The 22,995-nt window shown below is 58.1% G+C and carries 19 protein-coding genes; 9 read left to right on the top strand and 10 right to left on the bottom strand.

All coding sequences use genetic code 11. The annotated features are described in order from the left end of the window. Window positions 1–18: 18 nt before the first annotated feature. Window positions 19–2,280 (bottom strand): lamin tail domain-containing protein, encoded by a 2,262-nt coding sequence (locus E1J53_RS20475; RefSeq protein WP_134269900.1) that lies wholly within the window; start codon window positions 2,278–2,280, stop codon window positions 19–21. Window positions 2,281–2,417: 137 nt separating this feature from the next. Here E1J53_RS20475 and E1J53_RS20470 point away from each other — a divergent pair, with 137 nt between their 5' ends. Further along, window positions 2,418–3,845: a CCA tRNA nucleotidyltransferase gene (locus E1J53_RS20470; protein WP_134269901.1), complete on the top strand. Its 1,428-nt coding sequence runs from the start codon at window positions 2,418–2,420 to the stop codon at window positions 3,843–3,845. A gap of 310 nt (window positions 3,846–4,155) precedes the next feature. Here E1J53_RS20470 and E1J53_RS20465 read toward each other — a convergent pair whose 3' ends face one another. The 5 genes from E1J53_RS20465 to E1J53_RS20445 form a co-directional block, all read right to left on the bottom strand. After that, window positions 4,156–5,583, bottom strand: a complete 1,428-nt coding sequence (locus tag E1J53_RS20465; protein ID WP_134269902.1) for a hypothetical protein — start codon at window positions 5,581–5,583, stop codon at window positions 4,156–4,158. Continuing rightward, a complete protein-coding gene (locus tag E1J53_RS20460; RefSeq protein ID WP_134269903.1) occupies window positions 5,580–7,160 on the bottom strand; it encodes an NAD(P)/FAD-dependent oxidoreductase in 1,581 nt (526 codons plus the stop codon). Before E1J53_RS20460 ends, E1J53_RS20465 begins: the two co-directional genes overlap by 4 nt. A 43-nt stretch (window positions 7,161–7,203) precedes the next feature. Further along, complete coding sequence (locus tag E1J53_RS20455; protein ID WP_134269904.1) at window positions 7,204–7,623, bottom strand: hypothetical protein; 420 nt, start codon at window positions 7,621–7,623, stop codon at window positions 7,204–7,206. A 312-nt stretch (window positions 7,624–7,935) separates the two neighbouring features. Continuing rightward, window positions 7,936–9,816 (bottom strand): sodium:proton antiporter, encoded by a 1,881-nt coding sequence (locus E1J53_RS20450; protein ID WP_134269905.1) that lies wholly within the window; start codon window positions 9,814–9,816, stop codon window positions 7,936–7,938. A 51-nt stretch (window positions 9,817–9,867) separates the two neighbouring features. Beyond that, window positions 9,868–10,179, bottom strand: a complete 312-nt coding sequence (locus E1J53_RS20445; protein WP_134269906.1) for a YbaB/EbfC family nucleoid-associated protein — start codon at window positions 10,177–10,179, stop codon at window positions 9,868–9,870. 115 nt (window positions 10,180–10,294) lie between these two features. Here E1J53_RS20445 and fabG point away from each other — a divergent pair, with 115 nt between their 5' ends. The 3 genes from fabG (at window position 10,295) to E1J53_RS20430 (ending at window position 13,551) form a co-directional block, all read left to right on the top strand. Then, on the top strand, window positions 10,295–11,029 hold the full coding sequence (fabG, locus tag E1J53_RS20440; RefSeq protein ID WP_134269907.1) for a 3-oxoacyl-[acyl-carrier-protein] reductase: 735 nt from the start codon (window positions 10,295–10,297) through the stop codon (window positions 11,027–11,029). A gap of 227 nt (window positions 11,030–11,256) precedes the next feature. After that, a complete protein-coding gene (locus tag E1J53_RS20435) occupies window positions 11,257–11,961 on the top strand; it encodes a glycosyltransferase family 2 protein (protein WP_134269908.1) in 705 nt (234 codons plus the stop codon). A gap of 3 nt (window positions 11,962–11,964) precedes the next feature. Continuing rightward, a complete protein-coding gene (locus tag E1J53_RS20430) occupies window positions 11,965–13,551 on the top strand; it encodes a cellulose synthase family protein (protein WP_134269909.1) in 1,587 nt (528 codons plus the stop codon). Window positions 13,552–13,708: 157 nt separating this feature from the next. On the opposite strand, the gene E1J53_RS20425 is transcribed toward E1J53_RS20430, so the two are convergent. Then, on the bottom strand, window positions 13,709–15,925 hold the full coding sequence (locus tag E1J53_RS20425) for an ATP-dependent DNA helicase RecQ (RefSeq protein WP_134269910.1): 2,217 nt from the start codon (window positions 15,923–15,925) through the stop codon (window positions 13,709–13,711). 307 nt (window positions 15,926–16,232) lie between these two features. On the opposite strand from E1J53_RS20425, the gene E1J53_RS20420 reads away from it, so the two are divergent. From E1J53_RS20420 to E1J53_RS20410, 3 genes are all read left to right on the top strand, one after another. Beyond that, on the top strand, window positions 16,233–17,207 hold the full coding sequence (locus tag E1J53_RS20420) for a KpsF/GutQ family sugar-phosphate isomerase (protein ID WP_134269911.1): 975 nt from the start codon (window positions 16,233–16,235) through the stop codon (window positions 17,205–17,207). A gap of 167 nt (window positions 17,208–17,374) precedes the next feature. Further along, a complete protein-coding gene (locus E1J53_RS20415; RefSeq protein WP_134269912.1) occupies window positions 17,375–18,181 on the top strand; it encodes a thioredoxin family protein in 807 nt (268 codons plus the stop codon). 18 nt (window positions 18,182–18,199) lie between these two features. Further along, entirely contained in the window at window positions 18,200–18,943 is a 744-nt protein-coding gene (locus E1J53_RS20410) for a UDP-2,3-diacylglucosamine diphosphatase (RefSeq protein ID WP_134269913.1), read from the top strand. Between the two features lie 49 nt (window positions 18,944–18,992). Here E1J53_RS20410 and E1J53_RS20405 read toward each other — a convergent pair whose 3' ends face one another. Beyond that, window positions 18,993–19,574: a DinB family protein gene (locus E1J53_RS20405; RefSeq protein ID WP_134269914.1), complete on the bottom strand. Its 582-nt coding sequence runs from the start codon at window positions 19,572–19,574 to the stop codon at window positions 18,993–18,995. 167 nt (window positions 19,575–19,741) lie between these two features. Next, the gene (locus tag E1J53_RS20400; RefSeq protein ID WP_134269915.1) at window positions 19,742–20,443 is read right to left on the bottom strand and encodes an alpha/beta hydrolase-fold protein; all 702 of its coding nucleotides are present in this window, start codon (window positions 20,441–20,443) and stop codon (window positions 19,742–19,744) included. A 129-nt stretch (window positions 20,444–20,572) separates the two neighbouring features. Between E1J53_RS20400 and E1J53_RS20395 the strand changes: the two genes are divergently transcribed. Together E1J53_RS20395 and E1J53_RS20390 are read left to right on the top strand one after the other, a co-directional pair. Then, window positions 20,573–21,400 (top strand): esterase family protein, encoded by an 828-nt coding sequence (locus tag E1J53_RS20395; protein ID WP_134269916.1) that lies wholly within the window; start codon window positions 20,573–20,575, stop codon window positions 21,398–21,400. 124 nt (window positions 21,401–21,524) lie between these two features. Beyond that, window positions 21,525–22,106 carry a DUF2911 domain-containing protein gene (locus tag E1J53_RS20390; RefSeq protein ID WP_253932166.1) on the top strand — a complete coding sequence of 194 codons (582 nt, stop codon included), beginning with the start codon at window positions 21,525–21,527 and terminating at the stop codon, window positions 22,104–22,106. Window positions 22,107–22,299: 193 nt separating this feature from the next. On the opposite strand, the gene E1J53_RS20385 is transcribed toward E1J53_RS20390, so the two are convergent. After that, the gene (locus E1J53_RS20385) at window positions 22,300–22,938 is read right to left on the bottom strand and encodes a VOC family protein (RefSeq protein WP_134269917.1); all 639 of its coding nucleotides are present in this window, start codon (window positions 22,936–22,938) and stop codon (window positions 22,300–22,302) included. Between the last annotated feature and the right edge of the window lie 57 nt (window positions 22,939–22,995).

Raw genomic sequence — 22,995 nt, 5'->3', positions numbered from 1 at the left:
TGCTGGATTGTTTCTTGCTTATTGTTTGACGAAGCGCAGTACACTGACCTCCTGCCGGCCTTCGATCCGGAGGAGGTAGATGCCGGGCTTCAGGTCGCGGACGTCGAGGTCCGGCCGCAGGGGAAATTCCCGTAGCTGGCGGCCATCGGCCGCCAGGAGGGTGAGCCTTTCCTCACCGCTCAGGCTACCCGTAAGCCGTAAGGTCTCCCGGGCCGGGTTGGGGTAGAGGGTAAAGGAGCTCCCCTCGAAGACGACGCTCACCGGGCCGTAAATGGCGTGGCTGCCGTCCAGGTCCACCTGCCGCAGGCGGTAGTAGTTCTGCCCGGCCAGCGGTGCCTGGTCGACGAAGGTATACTGGCGGTCGGCATTGCGCCCGCCCCCCCGGGCGGGAACGCTGGAGAGCTGCCGGAAAGACTGTCCGTCGGCGCTACGCTCCACGATAAATTTATCGTTGTTCTCTTCGTGGACGGTCGTCCACTCCAGCAGTACTGATTTTTCCCGGGCGGTGCCGGTGAAGGACGTCAGTTCCACGGGAAGGGTGAAGTTGGGGTCGTCGTTTTCGATGCAGGCCGACTGTACTACCGGGTTGGTTGCAATCGTCGTGTGAAGCACGTAGCCCCCCGCAAGGTCGCCGTCGGGCGCAAGGGAAAGCGACTGGTCGTTACCTCCCTCGGGGCCGTAGCTCATCTGGGAGACAATTTTGCCGTCACCGTCGCGGACGACCACGAAATCACCGCCGTTGTTGAGCCCGATGAAGGGGGTGACGTTGGCGATGTCCGTCAGGCAACTGAGGTTCGGGGCGCCGCCACCGAAGACCACGAAGGCGGTACGGCGGGGAATGATGGTGCCCGCACCGAACTGGTAAAAGATGCCGGAGTTTTGTTCGATGGTCCAGCCGGATACGTCTAAATCGGTCTCTGCGATGTTGAAAAGTTCCACGAATTCATCGTCAGAATCCGTGGTGGACCCATCGTTATTGGCGTCGATGGCGCCATCGTCGGCCAGGACTTCGTTGATGATGAAGTCCGATTGGGTGCACTGATCGGTGGGGACGGTGAAGTCAAAGACGAATTCTCCGTTTACGCAGTCTCCCCCCCGGATGGTAATGTTGTAGGTGCCTCCCTCCACGAGTCCGGTGAAGTCGATGAAGCCGTCTTCGTCGGTGGCGGGGTCGTCTCCGGATACGGTAACGGTCGTTGATCCCGTAGCCGTGATCATGGTACTGGGCTCAATGCCCGTATAGCCAATTTCTACGGACACGCCATCGAGACCGGAGGTGAGGGCATCACAAAAAATCCGGAAGTCCTCGGGAGCGATGCTGAGGTCACAGGAGGGCGTACAGAAATCGGAGGCCACCGAACCACTGACCGGGAGCAGGCAGTCGCCTCCCCGGAGGGTGATCTCGTAGGTAGTTCCTTCAATGAAGCTGGCGCTGTTGATGAGTAATTCTCCGTCGGCAACGGAGGTCGGGTCGTCTCCGTTATTGGTAAACGCCACGGAAGCTCCCCCGACGGTAACGTTGATGGTGACGTCTGCATCCACGCCGGTGTAGCCGACCCGGACCTGGTACTCATCCGTGTTGTCGGCGGCGGTAGACGCCACGCATTCTTCACTTCGGGGGCCGATACCGGTGATGCCACAGGGTTGGCCGGGGTTGTCGGCGGAGACGATGAAGTTGTCGAAGGCGGCCTGGTCGCTATCTCCATTTTGGATAATGATGAGCTCCAGGGACACACTATTGGTTCCGTCGGGGATGACGATGTTTTCGGTTCCCTGGTCGGATACTCCACCGGTTCCCCCGTCGATCAGCTGGATTCTTCCCTGGGGGACGCCATCTAAATTAAGTTGGTAGAATACGTCATCTCCTCCATCAAAACCTACTACGTCGTAGTCAAAGGAGAACAATAAATCCGTCTGACCGGCTACGGAAACGGGCCCAAACGTTACGGTCGCCTCGCCCGTAGTACCGTTGTCTCCTTCGTCGTCCAGGTCGTTGACGAAAAGGAAGTCACGAATGATGGAAGGGAGTGTGATGGCGCCGATATCGGTAGCGTTTCCGTCTCCGGTATCGGTAGGTACCCCGTCATTTGGGTTAGCGTTGCCGTCGTGGATGCCAAAAAATCCGTCACTGTTGTTGTCAAAGAACGGAACGTCCGTACTCACGCCCATTTCTGGCGTGGAACCGTCAAAATTCATGACGGCCACGGTGGTTTGTCCAAAGAGAAAGACTGGGGCAAGGGAAAGTAACAGGGTGAGGAATAAATTATAAGCGTGCTTCATAATGTTGGTCGGGTGTTCCTGGTGAATAGAAGGGTGATGGTTTAAGCTACTACAAAATACGGTATTTGACTGTTAACTCAGGTTTACCTTTGTATTGATGGGACAGAATTGCCGACTACCGTATCTTCGCCGCCCGTATGATTTTTCAGATTCGAGAAAATGAGCGTAAAATTTTTGAGGTGATCAGTCGTGCGGCTGATGACCTCGGATTTCCTACCTACATCGTGGGGGGGTACGTTCGTGACCGCCTGCTGGCCCGTCCGAGTAAGGATCTGGATATCGTCTGTGTGGGTAACGGCATTGAGCTGGCCCGCAAGGTTGGTGACAGCCTCCACCCACGGAGCCGGGTGACCGTTTACAAGCGCTTCGGCACGGCGGCCCTCAAACACCTTGATCTGGAAATCGAGTTTGTGGGCGCGCGCAAGGAAAGCTACCGCTCCGATAGCCGGAAACCCACGGTGGAGTCCGGTACCCTGGCCGACGATCAGAACCGCCGCGACTTTACCATCAACGCCCTGGCCATCAGCCTGAATGCGGCCGATTACGGCACCATCATTGATCCCTTCAACGGCCTGGAGGACCTGGAAGCCAAACGCATCGTTACGCCCCTGGAACCCGGCAAGACCTTCAGCGACGACCCCCTGCGGATGATGCGGGGAGTGCGCTTCGCCAGCCAGCTGGGTTTTCAGATTGACCCGCAGACCCTGGCGGCCATCAAGGACAATCGCCACCGGCTCAAGATCATCAGCTGGGAGCGCATCGCCACCGAGCTTCATAAAATTCTGCTATCGCCGGTGCCCAGCGTCGGCCTGCGGTTGATGAATGACACCGGCCTGCTGGAATACGTACTGCCCGAACTGGCGGCACTGCGCGGCGTGGAAAGCCGGAACGGCCGTAAGCACAAGGATAATTTCTACCACACCATCAAGGTTGTGGATAACCTGGCCCAGCGGAGCAACAACCTCTGGCTGCGGTGGGCCAGCCTGCTGCACGACATCGGCAAGGCCAAAACCAAACGCTGGGAAGCCGACGCCGGCTGGACCTTCCACGCCCACGATGCCGTGGGCGCCAACATGGTACCCCGCATCTTCCGCCGCCTGCGTCTACCCAACGACAAGCTCAAATACGTACAAAAACTGGTGGCCCTCCACCAGCGGCCCATCTCCCTGACCCAGGAAGAAATCTCGGATTCCGCCATCCGCCGCATTCTCTACGAAGCCGGAGAAGACATCGACGATTTAATGGTGCTCTGCGAAAGCGACATCACCAGCAAAAATCCGCAGCGGGTGAAGCGCTACCTGGAGAACTACGAATTGCTGCGGCAACGCATGGCCGAAATCGAGGAAAAGGACCAACTGCGTAACTGGCAGCCCCCAATTTCCGGGGAGATCATCATGGAGACCTTTGACCTCAAGCCCAGCCGTGAAGTAGGGATGATCAAGGACGCCGTACGCGAAGCCATCCTCGACGGAGAAATCAGCAACGAGTACGCAGCGGCCCACCAAAAGATGCTGGAAGCCGCCGCCAACCTGGACATTTTCCCGGTCCAGCATCCGGAAAGCTAAAAAAAGCGTTAAATCGCACCTTTTTGTGCCGAATTTCCTGCTTTACCCCACCATACCCCATCGCGATGGGGTGTCCCCCCCCTCCCCCCACACGTTACCTTTGTGTCAGATGATGGAGATGGTGCAACATCTCTTTCTCTGAGTTTTCCAAAAAGCGTGTTCATTTTTAAGGACGGAGAATTGTTGGTTTTTCTCCCTCCATCTGAAAGGTTTTTTCCTGGCGCACAGCGCCCTAGATTCCAGTTATTACTAGGTAGTTTTGAAAGCTACACCACAAGGGTTCGGACGGTGCAACGTCCGACCCTTTTTTTTATTCCGGTGATACCGTCCGCTTCCCCAGATAACCCCGCCACTCGGCCAGCCCAAAGAGGAGCACCAGGATATATTCCGCGGCCACCAACCACAGGTTTTCCTGATAGGGGACGGTCAGGTAGTTGGTGTAGGTGAGCATGATGAGAAATGACCACAGCAATGGGAAACGCCAGTTGGTAAATACGCACAGGGCAATGGGCACACTAAGGTACCAGGGGTGGACGGTGGTGGCGCACAACAGATACAGCACAAAGGCAAAGAGCCAGACGGTGGGCAGCTTCCTCCAGGACGGGCGTCGTTCCAGGAGTGCCATGAGGAGGATACCCCCGGCGGCCATTTTGGCCAGGAGCGGTCCGAAGCGGGCAATCTGATTCCATCCCACTTCGTAGTACCCATAGGCCCGCGCCAGGTAATACAGGCTGGCGTTAAACTCGAATTTCCGAAAGTACAGATCGAGACTACTCCCGAATCCGGTCAGAAAGCCCGAGGCCAGCAGGGGCGTAAAACACAGCAGCAGCAGGGCACCAAAACTGACCGAAAAAATCCAGAAGGGCCGCCCCCAGAGCCTTTTTATCAGGAAGGGGAGGAGCATCAGAGGGAGTAGCTTGCTGGCCACCGACAGGGCCATGGCCCCCGCCGCCGCGATCCAGCGGCTCCGGACCAGCCACCAAAGGGCCAACAACAGAAAACAGACCATCGCCCCCTCAAAGTGGAGGTTGCCCAGAATTTCGACGATGATCAGGGGGTTGAGCCAGTACCACAACAATTGGGAGGCATCTGACCGCACGGCTCCCTGAGCGTCTGCCTGGCATCCTGCGTCCTCGCCCTTATGCAGCAGAAAATGCCGCAAAGAAGGCGCTTTTTCGTCGTGCAGCAGGCGGGGAAGCAACTTCCAGAAGAGCAGCAGGGAAGACAGCTCGCAAATGAACAGGAACACCTTCATGACGATGCTGGCGCCGAACCAGCTGCCCGGACTCAGGTAGACGGCCAGCGTGAAAACGCCCTGGGCGACGGGCGGGTAAATGGTGTAGTAATCCGGACTGTTGAGGGCCGCGAACAGCTCCTTAGACAAGCCCGGGATTTGCTCCAGTTTGCCGGCTTCGAGGTATTCCGTGGGTAGGAAAGCGAAGGGGTTCTGCCCCGCCACGATTAAGTGCCCATCCCAGAGAAAGCGATAGATGTCGTCACTCAGCCGGGGAAACGCAAAGATCAGCGCAAGGCGGAGCACAATCCCGAGGACAATCGACCACCGCAGGTAGCGGGGATGGTGGCGGCGTATCAGCCCCCAGAAGCCCAAAAAGGACACGCTGAAGGCCAGAAAGAGGGACCAGAAGGCCGTGCGGTCCACCCCGAAGCCGAGGTAAAGTACGCCCAGACTCAGCAGCAGCGCGGACCCTAACCAGGGGAGGAATCCCGCCGACTTCATGCGAGTACTTTTGCGGCAATCGCCCGGGCTACGTTCTGGCCGTCCATGGCGGCAGAAAGAATGCCGCCCGCGAAGCCCGCGCCCTCCCCGCAGGGGTAGAGGGTCGGAAAGTCCGGGTGTTGGTAGGTCTTACGGTCACGGGGGATGCGCACGGGCGAGGACGTCCGGCTTTCCGTGCCGATCACGTTGGCCTCTTCGGTGAAGTAGCCCCGCATCTTGCGGCCAAAGTCTTCCACCCCGCGCTGTAATCGTCGGTAAATGCCCGCGGGCAACAACTCGTGGAGTGGGGCGGGAAACAAGCCGGGGATGTAGCTGGTCTCCGGAAGGTTCCGGGAAACCTTCCCCCGGACGAAATCCGTCAGCCGCGCGGCGGGAGCCGCCTGGCTCCCGTCGCCCGCGCCAAACATGGCCTGCTCCACGGAGCGCTGGAAGGCCAGTCCGGCAAATATCCCGTGGTCTCGGAACGGGGCGAGGTCTTCCAGTTCCACGGCCACCACCGTGCCGGAGTTGGCGTAGGGACTGTCCCGCCGGCTCAGACTCATCCCGTTCACCACGATTTCACCGGGGGCCGTAGCGGCCGGAACGACGAGACCGCCCGGGCACATGCAAAAGCTGAAGACCCCCCGGTCCTTAACCTGGGTAACCAGTTTGTAGCTGCTGGCGGGAAGATTGTCTTCCCGTTTTTCCTGGCCGTACTGAATCTTGTCGATGAGGGGCTGCGGATGTTCGATGCGAACGCCGAGGGCAAAGGGCTTGGCCTCCATGCGGATTCCCTCTTCGTGGAGGAGGGCATAGACGTCTCGGGCGGAGTGGCCCGTGGCCAGCACGAAAGCTTCCGCCGCCAGGCGGTAGGTGCTTCCCCGCTCGTCCGTGATGATCAGGGCGGCCAGGTTTTTTCCGTCAGCAGTCTTTTCCAGGCCGGTCATCCGGTGCCCGAACCGGATCTCGCCGCCGTGCCGCAGGATGCTTTCCCGCATGTTGGCGACCACCTTGGGCAGCTTGTTCGACCCGATGTGGGGGTGTGCGTCGATGAGGATTTCCGATTGGGCGCCGTGTTCCACCAGGGTACGCAGGGCCTTCAGGTAGTTTCCCCGCTTCAGGCTGCGGGTGTAGAGTTTCCCGTCGCTGTAGGTTCCCGCTCCCCCTTCCCCGAAACAGTAATTGGAGTTCGGGTCAACTTCCCCGAATTGCTGGATCGCCCGGAGGCTGCGCCGCCGGGCCTGCACGTCTTTTCCCCGCTCAATGATGATGGGGCGGAGCCCCAGCTCAAGCATCTCCAGGGCGGCAAACATTCCCGCCGGCCCGCAACCGACAATGGCCACGATGGGGGCGTCCTGCACCTCACGGTAATCGTCCATGAGCGGTGCTTCGGCCTCGGGGTCTTCCCCTGACGGGAAGACCTCTACCCGCAGCCGAAAAACCGGCCGCGAGCCCCGGGCATCAATACTCCGACGGCGCACCACGGCTTTTCCGATCTGGTCGGCGCCAAGCTTAGTCTGCCGGACCAGCGCACGGCGGAGCGCCTGCTCGTCGTGCAAGTCCGGAGGAGATAATTTTATTTCTACGGTAGTCGACATCGAGGCGCAAAGTTACGCCGGTCGCCGGGAAGTCGCGGGGTATTTAGCGACTTACCCGCCGGAAGAGATTCTCCCCGGCCTGGTCAAATTCTTCGGGCATGTAGACCACGATGTTGACCGTTTCGGAAGATGTACCTTCCGTGCCCTGGACCATTCGTCGCACTTTGTCACTGCTGACCAGCTGTAACTGGTCTCCGGTAACTTTCTCTTTGAGGTCCCAGCGGCCCTTTTCGAGGAAGAATTTGAGAATGTGTGGCTTGCCGTTATTGAGTTTCACGCTGGTCTCAATGAGGATGTCATCTCCGGGCCACTGCCGGACTTCGAGCAAGTCGTTGGCGTAGACGTCGAGGCTTACCTCATTGATCTCGTCGAGATCAACGGTCTTGTGGAAGATGTCCGCTGGATCCTGTGCAAAGGATACCGCTGCGGCGAGGAGTAAGGAGAAGGTCAGAGAAAGACGCATTATTACTAAGTTGTTCAAAAAGCTGAGGGGGCGGGTGGTGTGTCAGACACTAAACGCTTTACGCTCCCCTTTTGGTGTGGGGGGCTGAACGATAACAATTTACGTCGGGGAACGGGTTGATCCGATATAGGGTGGTGAAAGTTCGGTGCTTGAGCTATACATCAAATCGTGGTCTGAACAGTGGATTTTATCACCCTGGCCCCGATATATCGGTTGTTTTCCTGCCCGACCTGCTGCGTTTTGGAGCAGCGGAGGGCCTTCATTTGGCCAAAGGCAGGTGCCGGCGCCTTCCCGGCGGCACAGGACGTGTACCTAGGCGTCCTCGCTGAGTTGCTCGGCCGGATGTTTGGCGCTCGGCTCCGGAAGTTTCTTCCCCAGGTAGACCAACTGGTACCCTTCGTTTCCGACGGTGATGTTGTCCAGATCGTAGGGTAGGGGGTCCAGGTTGCCGTCCGGCATCTTCAGAAAGAGCGGAATGACGTATTTGCGCTCTTCTCTGATGGTGGCCATCAGCTCGATGAATTCCTCCTTGCCGCTCAACGGATACTCATAAATGGTGTTGGCTTCCCGGTGTGCGTCGCTGAAGTTGATGAAGTCATCGTGGTAACTGAAAATACTGGCGTCCTCGATGGGGTCTTTTTGCTTCAGCTCCTTGGCCGAAATCAGCCGGTAAGCTCCCCGTTCACCGAAGATGTCTTCGTAGCGATTGATGGCGTAGGTATTAACCGGGTTGCTGCCCGTCAGGGCCAGCAGGTAGCCAACGTCAAGGAGTTCATATTCTTCGGCCAGTTCATCGTTATAGATGTTGGCCACGAAACCTTCCAGTCCCTCTTCCCGGGCGGTGTCAATATTGTTGCTGTTGCTGTCCACCAGATGGACACTCCGGCCCTGTTCCTTGAGGTACTTGCCAATCGTTATGGCGAAGTCGCTGGCGCCCAGAATGAGCACACCGTTAGATACGTTCTGGATGACGCCGAGTAGTCGGGCCATCAGTCGGGCCGTCGTGGCGTTCAGTAAGACCGTACCCAGCACGATCATGAACACCAGGGGCGTGATGTATTCCGCTCCGGGTACGTTCTTTTCGGCCAGGGTCAGCCCGAACAGGGAGGCGATACCGGCGGCCACGATACCCCGTGGCCCCACCCAGCTGATGAACAGCTTCTCGTTGGTGGAAAGGTTCCCCTGATACGTACTGGCAAATACACTGATGGGCCGCAGAATGAGGGCCACAAACCCGAAGAGGGCGATCGGTCGCCAGTCTTCCGTCAGCAGCCTCAGTTCGGACATATTGATGTTGGCCGCCAGCAGGATGAACAGGATCGAAATCAGCAGCACGCTGAGGCTTTCCTTGAACGACAAAATTTCTTTAATTCTGGGCACGTCCTTGTTGGCCAGCACCAGTCCCATGACCACTACGGCCAGCAGTCCCGATTCGTGGGCCAGGACGTCGCTGAGCACGAAGTCCAGCAGGACGTACGCCAACACAAACACGTTCATCAGGTAGTGGGGGACCAGCTGCCGTTTAATGATGTGGTAGAGCCCGATACCGGCCAAATACCCCAGGGTGCCCCCGTAAATCACAATTTCCACGAAGGTGAGCAGGGCATGGCTGGTGAAGCCCATACCGTGGTCCGTGGAGCTGATGAACTCGAAAACCAGTACGGCCACCAGGGCCCCGATCGGATCGATGAGAATGCCCTCCCACTTCAGTACGGTCGATACGTTGCGGGTCAGGGGGATGTTCTGCAGGATCGGAGCAATGACCGTCGGGCCGGTCACAATGATGAGACCGGCAAACAGGAAGCTGATGCTCCAGCCAAGCCCCATGATGAAGTGAGCCGCCAATCCGGCCCCGATAAAGGTGATCAGACTTCCGAGCGAAATCAGACGGAGGATGGACCGTTGGGTGCCCTGGACTTCCTTGAATTTCAGGGTCAGTCCCCCCTCGAAGAGAATCACGCCGATGGCCAAACTCACGAAATAGAAAAGGGACCTGCCGGGAAACAAGCCCTTGCCGGCGTCATTCTCAAAAATTGGACTGATGAGTTTGGCGCCGTCCTCCGTCCACAGGGTCGACAGGGGCCCCACCAGCAAACCAATCACGATCAGCGGAAGGATGGCGGGGACACGAATGCGCCAGGCCAGCCATTGGGCAAATATTCCGAGAATAATTATTCCGGCGAGTTCCTCCATAATCGATTATCGGGGATTTAAAACGGGGACGTAAAAATATTGTAAGCGAGCTTATCCGCCGAACAGGCCGCCAAGTCCGCCCGGAAGCATGTTGTTCATCATGCTGCCCGCCTGCTCCTGCTCGTAGGCCGCGGCCTTTTCCAGGGCCCGGTTGGTGGCTACCACCACCAGGTCTTCTACTCCCTCGATATCCTCCAGATCAATCTGCTCGGGATCAATACTGACGTTGGTGATGGCCCGTGCTCCGTTACAGGTAACCTTTACCGCACCACCACCGGCTTCACCGGTAAAAGATTCGGCAGCGAGCTGCTCCTGCATCTTCTGTTGCATCTCCTGCATCTGGTTCATCATGTCTCCAAACATAGCCGGCTGTTTTGATTGTGGACACTTTAAAGGTTTTACGAGCCCGTTTTGTTGGCCTGGGGTGGGAACTAAAAAAATCCTGATTAGCTTTGTGGCCCGAAAAACAAGCAAATTCATGGGATTACTCGAAGGAAAAATTGCGCTCATCACCGGAGGATCTCGCGGTATCGGCGCCGCATTGGTTCGCGCTTTTGCCGCGGAGGGCGCAAAGGTGGCCTTTACTTACCGCAGTTCTGCGGGACCAGCTGAGGAACTAGTGGCCGAACTCGGAGAGCACGTTCGTGCCTACCAAAGTGATGCCTCCGATACGGCGGCGGCCGAAGAGCTGATCAAGGCCGTTACGGCCGATCTGGGCAACATCAACGTACTCATCAACAATGCCGGCGTGACCCGCGACACCCTCATGCTGCGCATGAGCGAGGACCAGTGGGATACGGTTATCGACAATAACCTCAAATCCGTATTCAACCTCACCAAACCCGCCCTGCGTCCCATGATGAAGGCCGGTGGTGGCTCCATCATCAATATGTCCAGCATCGTGGGCGTTACCGGCCAGGCCGGTCAGGCCAACTACGCGGCTTCCAAGGCGGGCATCATTGGCTTCAGTAAGTCCATCGCCAAGGAAATGGGACGCCGCAAGATCCGCTGCAACGTGGTGGCTCCCGGCTTCATCGTCACGGACATGACCGACGAACTCCCCGAAGACCTCAAGCAGTCCTACCTCAGCAACATTCCCCTCAACCGACTGGGAGAGCCCGAGGAAATCGCCAAGGCCTGCATCTTCCTGGCCTCCGACATGAGCTCCTACGTAAACGGCCAGGTACTGGGCGTGGACGGCGGCCTGTCGTAGCCATACCCCCTCAAGTTGACGGGTGAAATCGGAGCAGGTCGGAGCTTGCTCCGGCTACATGTTGTTACCGGTTATCGGTCAGAATAGGGTAGACTTGTCTCCTTTCCCAGTCATTATACGGGAGCCAGCAACCAGCAACTAGCAACCAGGAACGAATACTCTGTCCCCTCACGACATCCCGCCAAGGGCGGTGGTTGTATCTTTGCCCCTCAACAACCGACAGCACATTGGCCCCACAGGCGCCCGTCATCGACGTGATCATTCCCGCTTACAACGAAGAGGCCAGCATTGGCCTGGTGGTTAATGAATTGCCTGAATCCATGGTCCGGGAGATCATCGTATGTAATAACAACAGCAAAGACGATACGGCCCGCGTGGCCCGGGAAGCCGGTGCGACGGTAGTTGATGAGCCCCGACCGGGCTACGGTAGTGCCTGCCTGCGCGGAATGGCCCACATTGCCGCCCGCCCTCCGGCCGAATGGCCGGACATCGTGGTCTTCATCGACGGGGACCACAGTGACTACCCCGAACAACTGCCCGAACTGGTGGCGCCCATCGTCGAGCAGGATATGGACCTCGTTATCGGCTCCCGGGCCCTCGGGGATCTGGAACCGGGAAGTATGCAACCCCAGCAGATTTTCGGAAACTGGCTGGCGACAACGTTGATTAAACTTATTTACGGTTACGAGTTCACGGACCTTGGCCCCTTCCGCGCCGTACGCTACCCCGCCCTCCGGGAAATGGGCATGCGTGACCCCGACTTCGGTTGGACCGTCGAAATGCAGGTACGCGCGGCAAAGGCCGGACTTCGTTGCACCGAAGTCCCCGTCCGATACCGCCGCCGTATCGGGGTGTCCAAAATATCCGGGACCATTCGTGGAACCCTGCTGGCTGGACACAAGATTCTGTGGACCATTTTTAAAATGATCTGATTCATGACCGGACTCGCTTTATTTGTACTTGCCGTCTACACCGTCTCCCTCCTCTACATTACGGTGTACTGCGTCCTTCAGTTTAACCTGCTGTATCACTACAAGCAGAGTAATAACCCGACGGACCATTCGGTCTCCTTCGCGGACCTAAGATCCAACGAGGTGGGCGTAGAAACGCCCGTGCTGGCCGAAGCCGGTACGGAGATGGCACTTCCCCAAAAAGACACGGCACCTGCGTCCGCGCCCTACTTCCCCTTCGTGACGGTACAGCTGCCCATCTACAACGAATACTACGTGATCGGCCGACTGATCGACGCCGTGACAAAATTTGATTACCCCCGCGATCGCTTCGAAATCCACATTCTCGACGACAGCACCGACGAAACGGTGGACCTGGTGGCCGCCAAGGTAGAGGAGTATCGGGCCCAGGGATTCAACATCGAGCAGATCATCCGGGAAAAGCGAGAAGGCTTTAAGGCCGGTGCCCTCCGGGACGCCATGTCGGTCGCCCGCGGAGAGTTTCTGGCCATTTTTGACGCCGATTTCGTCCCGGAACCCGACTTCCTCCAGCGCACCATTCCCCACTTCGCCGATCCCGAAGTGGGCGTCGTGCAGACCCGCTGGGAGCACATCAACCAGGATTACAGCCTCATTACCCGCCTGCAGGCCCTGCAGCTTAACGTCCACTTCACCGTGGAGCAGGTCGGCCGCATGAACGGCGGTCACCTCCTGCAGTTCAACGGTACGGCCGGCGTCTGGCGGCGGGACACCATCGAAGCGGGCGGCGGCTGGCAACCCGATACGCTCACCGAAGACCTTGACCTGAGCATCCGCTCCCAGCTGGCGGGCTACAAGATTCACTTCCTCGAAGAAGTGGGCAGCCCGGCGGAACTGCCGGTGGAGATGAATAGCTTCAAGAGCCAGCAGCACCGCTGGATGAAGGGCGGAGCGGAAACCGCCCGCAAAATGCTGCCCTCCGTCTGGAAAAGCGACCTGAGCTTTGGGCACAAGGTGCACGCCACGGCCCACCTGCTGGGCAGTACCATTTTCCTCTTCGTTTTCCTCTGCGGCGTCTTCAGTGTGCCGCTACTGTTCCTCTACGGGGAACTGGTGGAATTCGGGTTCAGCAAGAACTTCTTCGCTATTTTCCTGGCGGGGTTACTGTCGGTCATCGGCATTTACTACACCGCCAACGTCCAGAGTCCGGCGAACAAGGAACAGAGCTTCCTGAAGTCCGTCTTCAAGTTTTTGGTGTTGTTCCCGCTGTTCCTGGCCCTGAGCATGGGCCTGTCCCTTCACAATACGGTCGCCGTGCTGCAGGGATACCGGGGCAAGAAGAGTCCCTTCGTGCGCACGCCGAAGTTCAACATCAACAGCATCAAGGACCGCCTGCAGTCCAGGAAGTACCTGAACGGCCGCCTGAACCTGATCACGATCGGGGAGGGGCTGCTGAGCCTTTACTTCGCCTTTGCGGTCCTGAGCGCCTTCTACCTGCAAAACACCACCTTCATCATTTTCCACGCCCTGCTGGCCCTGGGGTACGGCACGATCTTCTTCTTCAGCGTGAAGCATCTGAGCCTGTCACGTTAGCGGAGGTCTTTCTCCGGGCGACGGGGCGTGAAGCGCAGCGGAATGCTCGGCTCAGCCGGTACAGGTGCCATGCGCATGAGGTGAGGGCCATGCACCAATGAAAAGGCCCCTTGTTCCAGCCAAGAACAAGGGGCCTTCGCGTTTTAGCCGGATAACGCTAGTTCGCCATTTCGCTAAGGAACTTGATGCGCACCAACTTGATTTCCTCGAGGGTGACGTCTTCTTCCTTCAGTTCCTGAAAGGCCAGGTCGACGTCGTCGGTATCCGCCTGCATGAAGTACTCGTAGGTATCCTCCAGGCTGTATTCATCGACGTTGTCTTCGATGTAGTAGTTGATGTCCAGCTTGGTGCCGGAGTTCACCACCGCGACGAGTTCGTCAAGTAATTCGTCCATCGAAAGCTGATTGCCGCTGGCCACGTCTTCGAGGGGCAGCTTGCGGTCAATGCCCTGGATGATGTTGATCTTCTTTTTGGACTTGTTGGCGACCTGCTTGACGACAAAATCCGTGGGGCGGTCAATATCGTTGTCTTCCACGTACCGCTCGATGAGGGTGAGGAAGGGCGCGCCGTAGCGCCGCGCCTTACCGATGCTGACGCCGTTGATGTTCTTCATTTCCTCCAGCGTGATGGGGTAGCGGGTGGCCATCTCCATCAGCGAGGGGTCCTGAAAAATCACGAAGGGAGGCACGTCCAGTCGGCGCGCTTCTTTTTTGCGCAGGTCCTTGAGGGCCAGGAGCAGCGGCTCGTCCAGGACGACCGCCCGGGCGTCGTCCGCGGCCGTTTGCATGTCGGCGGCGAGTTCCTTTTCGAAATCGTGATCGATGGGGATTTCAAAATCCGTGGGGTTCTTTACGAAGGCTTCACCCGCTTCGGTGACCTTGATCAGGCCGTAGGATTCGATGTCCTTGCGGACGAGGTTGTTCAGCAGCGCCTGCCGGTAGACGGAGGACCAGAATACTTCGTCCTTGTCCTTTCCGATGCCGAAACTGGGACGCTGGTCGAAGCCGTAGTCCTTCATTTGCTTGGTGCCCTTGCCGAGCACGAACTCGATCAGGGTCTTGAGGGGGTAGTTCTCGTCGAGCTCCCGTACGGCGACGATGGCCTGCTGGACTTCCTGCTTGACGTTGATCCGTTCCTTGGGATGGCGGCAGTTGTCGCACATCTTATTGCAGTTGGCCTCGTCGTACTCCTCCCCGAAGTAGTGGAGCAGGAAGCGCCGCCGGCAGGCGGTGGTCTCGGAGTAGGCCATCACCTCCTGCATGAGCTGGGCACCCATTTCCCGTTCCATGAGGGGTTTGTCCCGCAGGAATTTTTCCAGCTTCAGAATATCCTTATAGGCGTAGAAGGCCACGCAGCGGCCATCCAGCCCGTCTCGGCCGGCCCGTCCGGTTTCCTGATAGTAATTCTCGATGGACTTGGGGATGTCGTAGTGGATGACGAAGCGTACGTCCGGTTTGTCGATGCCCATGCCGAAGGCAATGGTGGCGCAGATGACGTCGACCTCCTCCATCAGGAAATCGTCCTGGGTTTTCGAACGGGTCTTGGGGTCCAGTCCGGCGTGGTAGGGGGCCGCCTTGACGTCGTTCACCCGGAGGGCTTCGGCGATCTCTTCGGCCGATTTGCGGCTCTGCACGTAGACGATACCCGATTGATTGGGCATCTCCTTGACCACCTGGATGATTTGGCGGATGGTATAGTCCTTCTTGCCTTTCGGGCGGACCTCATAGTAGAGGTTGTCGCGGTTGAAGGAAGAAACGAAGGTGTTGTGATCATCGCCCATCCGGAGATTCTTGACGATGTCCGATTGTACTTTAGGGGTAGCCGTAGCCGTCAGCGCAATGATGGGGATGTCGTGACCGATCTGGTCCAGCATTTCGCGGATGCGGCGGTATTCCGGCCGGAAATCGTGCCCCCATTCCGAAATGCAGTGGGCTTCGTCGATGGCGACGAACGAAATGTTGGTCGACCGGAAGAACTCAATGTTCTCCTCCTTCGTCAGGGTTTCGGGAGCAACGAAGAGTAGCTTCGTTTTTCCGGAGGTAATGTCTTCCTTGACCTGCCGCATCTGCGTTTTGGAGAGCGAGGAGTTCAGGAAGTGGGCAACTTCATCCCCTTCGCTGTGGGCGCGGATGGAGTCTACCTGGTTTTTCATCAGGGCGATCAGGGGAGAGATAACGAGGGCGCATCCGTCCATCATCAGGCCCGGAAGCTGATAACAGAGGCTTTTGCCCCCACCCGTAGGCATGATGACAAAAGTATCTTTTCCTTCAAACAGGGATTCGATGATGGCCTTCTGATTGCCCTTGAAGGAGTCAAATCCAAAGTGCTCGAATAAAGCCTCTTCTAAGTGGCTTGTGGCTGGCTTTGCAGTCATTTCTTGATTCGCTTTGCTCCGTAGTTTTCGTGTACTTTTGCCGGGCCGGTATGAAGATCACCACGACTAAAACATACCAGCTGGCTTCGGAGAATTTTTATAAACTCGATTATTTGCCGAGTACCGACAGGTTTTCGGGATATGAAAAATGGGCAAAGTGTTACTCGCTAGAATGCCTGAGGGAGCATCTAACCGTTAAATTAAGGATTTAAGTATTTATTTTCTCGAACCATCAGCGAAATTTCGCCGAAATTTTTCCGATTGTCGCCGGAGGGGCCCGAAAAGGCGCTCAAAAATACACTTTTACGTGAAAAATGCAAATCAGATTGAGCAGGTTGCCCGAGAAACGCTGCGTATTGAAGTTGAAACATTACGTGCACTTGAGGGAAGCATTGGGGCATCCTTCGTGGCCAGTGTACGTGCCATTTTCAATTGCGGCGGCCGCCTCGTAGTTACGGGCGTTGGGAAAACGGCTATTGTAGCCAAAAAGATCGTCGCTACAATGAACTCTACCGGAACCCCCTCGCTTTTTTTACACGCAGCAGACGCAATTCACGGCGATATCGGGATGGTACAAGAGCAGGACGTGGTGCTTTGTTTAAGTAAAAGCGGAGAAACTGCCGAAATCAAGGTGCTGGCGATGCTCGTCCGGCAACTGGGGAACCCGCTGATTGCGATGGTCAGTAAGGCCGATTGTACCCTCGGTCGCCTGGCCGATCACGTGTTGTTGACCCCCATCATCCGGGAAGCAGATCCTAACGATCTGGCCCCCACGGCAAGCACGACCGCCCAAATGGCCCTCGGTGACGCCATGGCCTCCGCACTGCTGACGCTCAAGGGATTCACTCACCGCGACTTTGCTAAATATCACCCCGGGGGATCCTTGGGAAAACAACTCTACCTGCGGGTGCGGGATCTGGCGACGCACAACGCCGCGCCGGCCGTAGGACCGGCCGCCCCCCTGCGGGATGTTTTACTGGAAATGTCTTCTAAACGCCTGGGGGCAACCGCCGTTTTGGACCCCCGGAATAAAGAGCTGCTGGGCATCGTGACCGACGGAGACCTGCGCCGTATGCTGAGCAAGAGCCGGAACCTCGAGGAAATTACGGCCACGGACATCATGACCGTAGGCCCCAAGACCATCCGGGAGGACGCCCTGGCGGTGAAGGCGCTTGACGTGCTGCGGACCCACAACATCAGCCAACTCATTGTGATGGACGAAGCGGACCAGTACGTTGGCTTCCTGCACCTCCACGATTTGATTCGGGAGGGTATCGTCTGAGTCAATGCCGGCTCCCGGCACGGTAAATGTCGGTGGGACGATACCCGGAAGGGCCGTTGCCGACACTTTCGGCCCTTTACGGGCACTGGGTAAACTGAACGTCCGCTGCGGGGCGTTCCCCGGGTAACTCATCCACCCCGAGCGGTAGACGCTGAAACTGAACGAGCATGAAATATTTAATCTTTTTGGGCCTCCTTATTTCTCCGGCCCTGTTTTTACGTTGGCTCCCCGGTGATGCCGCGGCACCTGCGGTCCCTCGCCCGCTCGCTGCGGAGGCGCCGGAAAAGACCGCGGAGCTTGCGGAAGGACTTGCCGTGCTGGAATTGTTTACCAGCCAGGGGTGCAGCAGCTGCCCGCCCGCCGATCGGGTGCTGGCGGAGTACGCCCGGGCGGCCAAAGACAACGTGATCGCCCTGTCCTTTCACGTCGATTACTGGAATCGCCTGGGATGGGCGGACCCCTACAGCTCTCCCTGGTTCTCGGCCCGCCAGACGGATTATACCGACCGCCTGTCTTCCCGCACCTACACCCCGCAATTGGTCGTGAACGGACGGCAGGAAATGATCGGGAGCCGAAGTAAGGAAGTCGCGGCGGCGGTTCGTCGCGGACTGGCAACCCCGCCTCGGGTGGCCGTAAAGCTGGAAGCGCTCACCGCGGAGGATCGGGCGCTGTCGGTAAAGTATTCCCTTGCGGATGACTGGGAGGGTCTGGAGATTACGGGCCTCCTGGTGCAAAATTATGCCGCTACCGACGTTACCCGCGGAGAGAACCGGGGGCGGGCGCTCGAGCACCATAATGTAGTCCGGGAGCTGAAGCAACTTCCGGCGAGTCGCCACGCCAGTGGTGAAGGCGTACTGGAATTTGAACTTCCCGACGATCTGGAGAAGGCCGCCAGCGCCGTGGCGATTTTGGTGGCGGAACCGGAATCCGGGGAGATTGTTGGTGCGCGACTGCTGCGGATGTCGGCCCGGTAGCGTTTCTTTGCGCCAGCTATGGCGGTATACTTCGCATCCGATTTTCACCTGGGCGTGGACGCCCGACAAACCACCCGCGAGCGCGAAGCGCGGATTGTGGCCTGGCTGGAGCATTGCGCCCACGACGCCGAAGCCATTTACCTGGTGGGAGATTTGTTCGAGTTCTGGTTTGAGTGGAAGCACGTTATTCCCCGGGGCTACGTCCGCTTCCTCGGGGCGCTGGCCCGACTGGCGGACCGGGGCATCGAGCTGCACATCTTCACCGGTAACCACGATATGTGGATGGAAGATTACTTCATGCAGGAACTAGGGGCCACCCTTCACCGGAGCCCCATCCGTACCCGGTTGCTGGGACACGAATTGCTGATCGGGCACGGCGACGGTCTGGGGCCGGGGGACTACGGCTACAAACGACTCAAGAAATTGCTGGCGGCCGGCTGGTCGCGCTGGCTCTTTGCCCGGCTTCACCCCAATTTTGCGATGGCAACGGCACTCTTCTTCAGCGGTAAGAGTCGCTCCAGCCAACCGCCAGAAACGGAGTTTTTGGGGCCAGATAAAGAATGGCTGGTGGCCTACAGCGAGCGCAAGCTCGCGCAGGACCCGTCCCTGGATTACCTGATTTTTGGCCACCGTCACCTCCCCATTGATTACCGCCTGAGCAATGATCGCTCCCGCTACGTGAATCTGGGCGAATGGCTGCACTACGATTCCTACGCTCGCCTGGATGAGCGTGGACTGGAGCTGAAGTACTGGCCCAAGTAAACGGTCCGGTAATCGTTTACGGGCGGATACTCCGCAACCGCTCGAAGTTTTATTTCTCATCGGGCGGCATCAGCCCGTCGATGAAGTTTCTGCGGCCCTTTTCCTCGGAAAATTTGCGGGCATTGTAGGTGGCCGATTTGCCGCGCGGGACGGACAGCGATTCCCACGCTTCCCCCCGGATCTGTTTGGCGAGCAGCACGATCTGCCCTACGTGATAGGCGTAGTGCGCCAGTTGCCGGTTGAGGGCTTCGACGACCAGATGGCCCTCGTTGCGGATGTAGACGATGTCGTGTAGCTGTTCGGGGGCGAGGTCGTTCAGGGCGCCCTCGAGGACCGCCCAGCCGGCGTCCCAGGCGGCCGTCAGGGCCGCCCGATTGGCAAAATCGGCTTCGAATTCCTGGTCGCGGTTGCGCCAGGGTTTTTCGCCGTCCGTGGTCAGAAAGTCCGTCCAGCGACTGTGCATGTTGCCCGCCAGGTGTTTGACGATAACGGCTACGGAATTCGACCGTGCCTCATCGTCCCGAAAGAGTTGCTCCTCCGACAACTGGGCCATTGCGCCCGCGCCGAGGTGGCGGTAGTAGGCAAATTGCTTTTGGTAGTTGGTCAGTAGTTCGGACTCGAAGGAGGGCATGGATAAGAGCTTGTTTGGAGTTTAGAAATCGACCTCCATTTGGCCTTTTTTGGCGCTGGCTGCGTTGGGAATATCCTCATTTCGCGCTGCTAGACTCCGGTATTCCCGCCTTGCCAGCACCAAAAATACGCTCAAATCCGGCCAGATGACCAACATTCAAACAAGCTCTAGATCAGGCTTACGTAATGGGGAAGCATCTCCAGCCACAGGGGCCAGTCGTGCTCGATGTCGCCGCGGACGTCCAGCCAGTGAGGGATGTTTTTGCGGCGGAGGATTTCACTGAATTTGAGGTTGTTGTCCAGGCAGATGTCCCAGTTGCTGGTGCCGAGGACGATCTTCATGTTCCACAGGTCAGGGTGATTGGCCTCGGGCATGAAGTCCACCGGATTGTTGAAGTAGACGTTGTCGTCGTAGTATCCGTAGAGGAAGGACTTGATGTCGAAGGCCCCGCTGAGGCAGAACAGGTGGCTGACCATGTCTGGATGGCGGAAGGCGAAGTTGCTGGCACTGAAGCCGCCGAAGCTGATCCCGCAGGCGGCGATTCTTCCGGTCCCGGTATTGTGTCGGATCTGGGGGACGAACTCTTCGGCCAGGAAGCGGTCGTACTGGATGTGCCGCTCTACCTTGTGTTTCGGGTGGATGTCGGCGTACCAGCTGGCGTTGTTGATGCTGTCCGGACAGAATACCTGCACGAAGCCCCGGTCGATGAACCAGCGGATGGACTCCAGCATACCCCGGTCTTTGGCCTCAAAGTAGCTACCCAGCGTGGTGGGGAAAATTACCAGCGGATAACCGTGGGTTCCGAAGGTGAGCATCTTGACGTTGTGGCCCAGGTGGTGGCTGTAGAATTCGGTGTAGGTTTCTTTCATAATCGGGGGTCCTGAGCGGGTGAATATAGCGCCTGAGGCAGAATATCCGGCCGGGTAGCGCTTGTATTTGGGGAATATTTTTGCGGCCGGGGCTGCGGCCATCTTTTTCCGGGATAGTACCTTTAGGGCATGCAGCCATTACCCTTTGTCCGGCAATTGCTGGGGAGTCTCCTTTCCCGGCGGCGCTTAATCAAGCGGTCCTACCTGATGCCCAGTGTGCACCTGAATCGGGAGGTGATGGTTGATTTGTACCGCCCCGCGGTGCCTCCCTGGCGGTTACTTCGCCTGGCGGTCTTCAACGATGGCCAGGATTTACCCCGGATGGATATGCTCAACCGCCTGCAGGAACAGTACACGAACAAGACCCTCTCGCCCACCCTGGTGGTGGGCATCCACGCCGAAGACCGCATGGCTGAATACGGTACGGCCAAGCGAAAGGATTACCTGGGACGGGGCGCGAAGGCCGCCGCCTACCAGGCCTTTATCCTCGAAGAGCTAATCCCCTGGCTTGACCGCCGCAACAACATTTTCCACGCCCGGAAGTACCGGGCCATCGCCGGCTTTAGCCTGGGAGGACTCAATGCCTTCGACCTGGCCTGGAACAACCCCTCCGCCTTCGGGGCGGCGGGCGTATTCAGCGGTTCCCTGTGGTGGAGACACAAGGCCTTTGATCCCAAAAAACCCGATGCGGACCGCATCGTACACGACTACGTCAGGAAGGCCAAAAAAGCACCACCGGTACGGTTTTGGTTTATGGCGGGCACCGAAGACGAAAAGGAAGACCGCAACAATAACGGCATCATTGATGCCATTGACGATACCCTCCAGCTGATGTCGTTACTTTCCGAAAAGGGCCTGAAGGAACACGAGGATTTTGAATACCTCGAGGTGGAAGGCGGAGAGCACAATCCCGAAACCTGGGGGAGGGTAGTAATGGATTTTCTGCACTGGTTGTAAGCATCGCTACATTTTCAATGGGACGGATACGGACGTGGAGTCAACCTAGCTGCGGGGTGGATTGTACCCTGTGTGCCCGGTGGTAAAATGCTTCGGGCGTATTGATCACGTAATTCTATTTGCCATGCCCCGCATGACTTTACTCCTTCTGTCGATGATTTTCGGCCTTAACCTTTCCGCGCAGGACTTCAGCAACCTGGACGTAAGTCCGCTGGACGCTGCCTACTACCCCGCCCGTGCGGCTTTTCGGGCCTTCGCCAAAACGGATAGTGCCGCCCAGGCGCTGGAACCCAAAATCCGGGTTCTTTACAGTCGCCCCTTCAAAAAGGGAAGAGCCATCTTCGGTGAATTGGTGCCCTACAACGAGCCTTCTCGCCTCGGGGCGAACGAAACGACCGAAATCACCTTCTACGCTCCGGTGATGATCGGTGACCAACTCGTTCCCGCCGGTCGCTACACCATGGGCGCCATCCCCACCGAAAACGAGTGGGAGGTTTTCTTCAGCGTTGACGTGGACGGCTGGGGCGTGTACGCCTACAAACCCGAGCACAATGTGGCGACCATCACCGTGCCTACGGCGAAGGTGGCGGACGTCATCGAAAACTTCTCCGTTGCCCTCTACGAGGCCGGTCCCCAAACGGTGCACCTGAAAATGGGCTGGGACCAGACGGTCGTCGAAGTGCCCATTAAGCTGCTGGGCGAATAGGGACTTTGGGCGCTAGCGCGCAGGTGCCGTGAAGTAAAGGTAGCGCAAGCGGCGAAAGAGCTTGAATCATCCCTGTTTGCTTCCCGTAATCTTTGCTCCTTCCGTAGTTGGTCGGCACCTGCGGTGATCGCCTACATAAAAGCCTCCTCCTGGTATGCCGGGAGGAGGCTTTTTAGGTGGGCCAACACTTCCGTCAGGAGGTCAGGATAACCAGTTGTCCCGCGGGGCCCACCAGCTCCAGCCGGAGGACATCCTCCGGTCCGGGCGTAAAAGTCACCCCTTCGACTGCCCGCACAAAGGATGGCAGCTGCCGGGCGTGCCGACCGGTAAAGGAGCGGATACTGACCCCGGCCTCCGGTAATTTTTCGGCGGGCGTCAATTGCCCGAACCAGTCAATCAGGAAGGGCGCGGCCCTGACGGCCGGCTCCGCTCCGGGTGCGGTGAGCCGCCACTTCAACGTACTGCCGTCGGCCAGTTGCCGGCTGCCCGGCTCCGAAACGCCCATGGCCGGAGAGATGGCGGCCAGTTCCCGACGACTCATGTCGTATTGTTCACCGGTGGTGGCCACCGCCCACCGACTCAACCTTCCCACTACCGTCGGGGGAAGCAGGTCCACACCCATCCACCGCGGAGCGGCTATTGCGTTATTGTCGGGGTCGATGGCCAGCAGTTCCAGATAGGTTTTCGGGCCCACCCGGAGCAGTACATTACGGGTTCCACGGTCCTGATGGCGGCCACCCGGACGAAAAGCAACGCCCAACTGGTGGCCAATCTGATCGGCCATCCCCTCCAGGTCATGAACGAGGTATACGAAGTGGTCGATGTGGTACATGCCCGGTTAATGAAGAGTAAAAAGTTGACCGGTGGCCATCAAGCAACCCAGTGGTCC

Source organism: Lewinella sp. W8 (assembly GCF_004375085.3).
Taxonomy (GTDB): Bacteria; Bacteroidota; Bacteroidia; order Chitinophagales; family Saprospiraceae; genus Neolewinella.
Note: the sequence above shows the minus strand (reverse complement) of the source record. Positions and strands in the feature narration are given on the sequence as shown.

Excerpts from the sequence above, each read along its gene's own strand:
- E1J53_RS20450 (WP_134269905.1), bottom strand. The coding sequence starts at position 9,816 with ATGGAGGAACTCGCCGGAATAATTATTCTCGGAATATTTGCCCAATGG.
- E1J53_RS20430 (WP_134269909.1), top strand. The coding sequence starts at position 11,965 with ATGACCGGACTCGCTTTATTTGTACTTGCCGTCTACACCGTCTCCCTC.
- E1J53_RS20405 (WP_134269914.1), bottom strand. The coding sequence starts at position 19,574 with ATGCCCTCCTTCGAGTCCGAACTACTGACCAACTACCAAAAGCAATTT.
- E1J53_RS20390 (WP_253932166.1), top strand. The coding sequence starts at position 21,525 with ATGCCCCGCATGACTTTACTCCTTCTGTCGATGATTTTCGGCCTTAAC.
- E1J53_RS20425 (WP_134269910.1), bottom strand. The coding sequence starts at position 15,925 with ATGACTGCAAAGCCAGCCACAAGCCACTTAGAAGAGGCTTTATTCGAG.
- E1J53_RS20465 (WP_134269902.1), bottom strand. The coding sequence starts at position 5,583 with ATGAAGTCGGCGGGATTCCTCCCCTGGTTAGGGTCCGCGCTGCTGCTG.
- E1J53_RS20445 (WP_134269906.1), bottom strand. The coding sequence starts at position 10,179 with ATGTTTGGAGACATGATGAACCAGATGCAGGAGATGCAACAGAAGATG.
- E1J53_RS20400 (WP_134269915.1), bottom strand. The coding sequence starts at position 20,443 with ATGAAAGAAACCTACACCGAATTCTACAGCCACCACCTGGGCCACAAC.
- E1J53_RS20455 (WP_134269904.1), bottom strand. The coding sequence starts at position 7,623 with ATGCGTCTTTCTCTGACCTTCTCCTTACTCCTCGCCGCAGCGGTATCC.
- E1J53_RS20385 (WP_134269917.1), bottom strand. The coding sequence starts at position 22,938 with ATGTACCACATCGACCACTTCGTATACCTCGTTCATGACCTGGAGGGG.
- E1J53_RS20410 (WP_134269913.1), top strand. The coding sequence starts at position 18,200 with ATGGCGGTATACTTCGCATCCGATTTTCACCTGGGCGTGGACGCCCGA.
- E1J53_RS20470 (WP_134269901.1), top strand. The coding sequence starts at position 2,418 with ATGATTTTTCAGATTCGAGAAAATGAGCGTAAAATTTTTGAGGTGATC.
- E1J53_RS20475 (WP_134269900.1), bottom strand. The coding sequence starts at position 2,280 with ATGAAGCACGCTTATAATTTATTCCTCACCCTGTTACTTTCCCTTGCC.
- E1J53_RS20460 (WP_134269903.1), bottom strand. The coding sequence starts at position 7,160 with ATGTCGACTACCGTAGAAATAAAATTATCTCCTCCGGACTTGCACGAC.
- E1J53_RS20395 (WP_134269916.1), top strand. The coding sequence starts at position 20,573 with ATGCAGCCATTACCCTTTGTCCGGCAATTGCTGGGGAGTCTCCTTTCC.
- E1J53_RS20415 (WP_134269912.1), top strand. The coding sequence starts at position 17,375 with ATGAAATATTTAATCTTTTTGGGCCTCCTTATTTCTCCGGCCCTGTTT.
- fabG (WP_134269907.1), top strand. The coding sequence starts at position 10,295 with ATGGGATTACTCGAAGGAAAAATTGCGCTCATCACCGGAGGATCTCGC.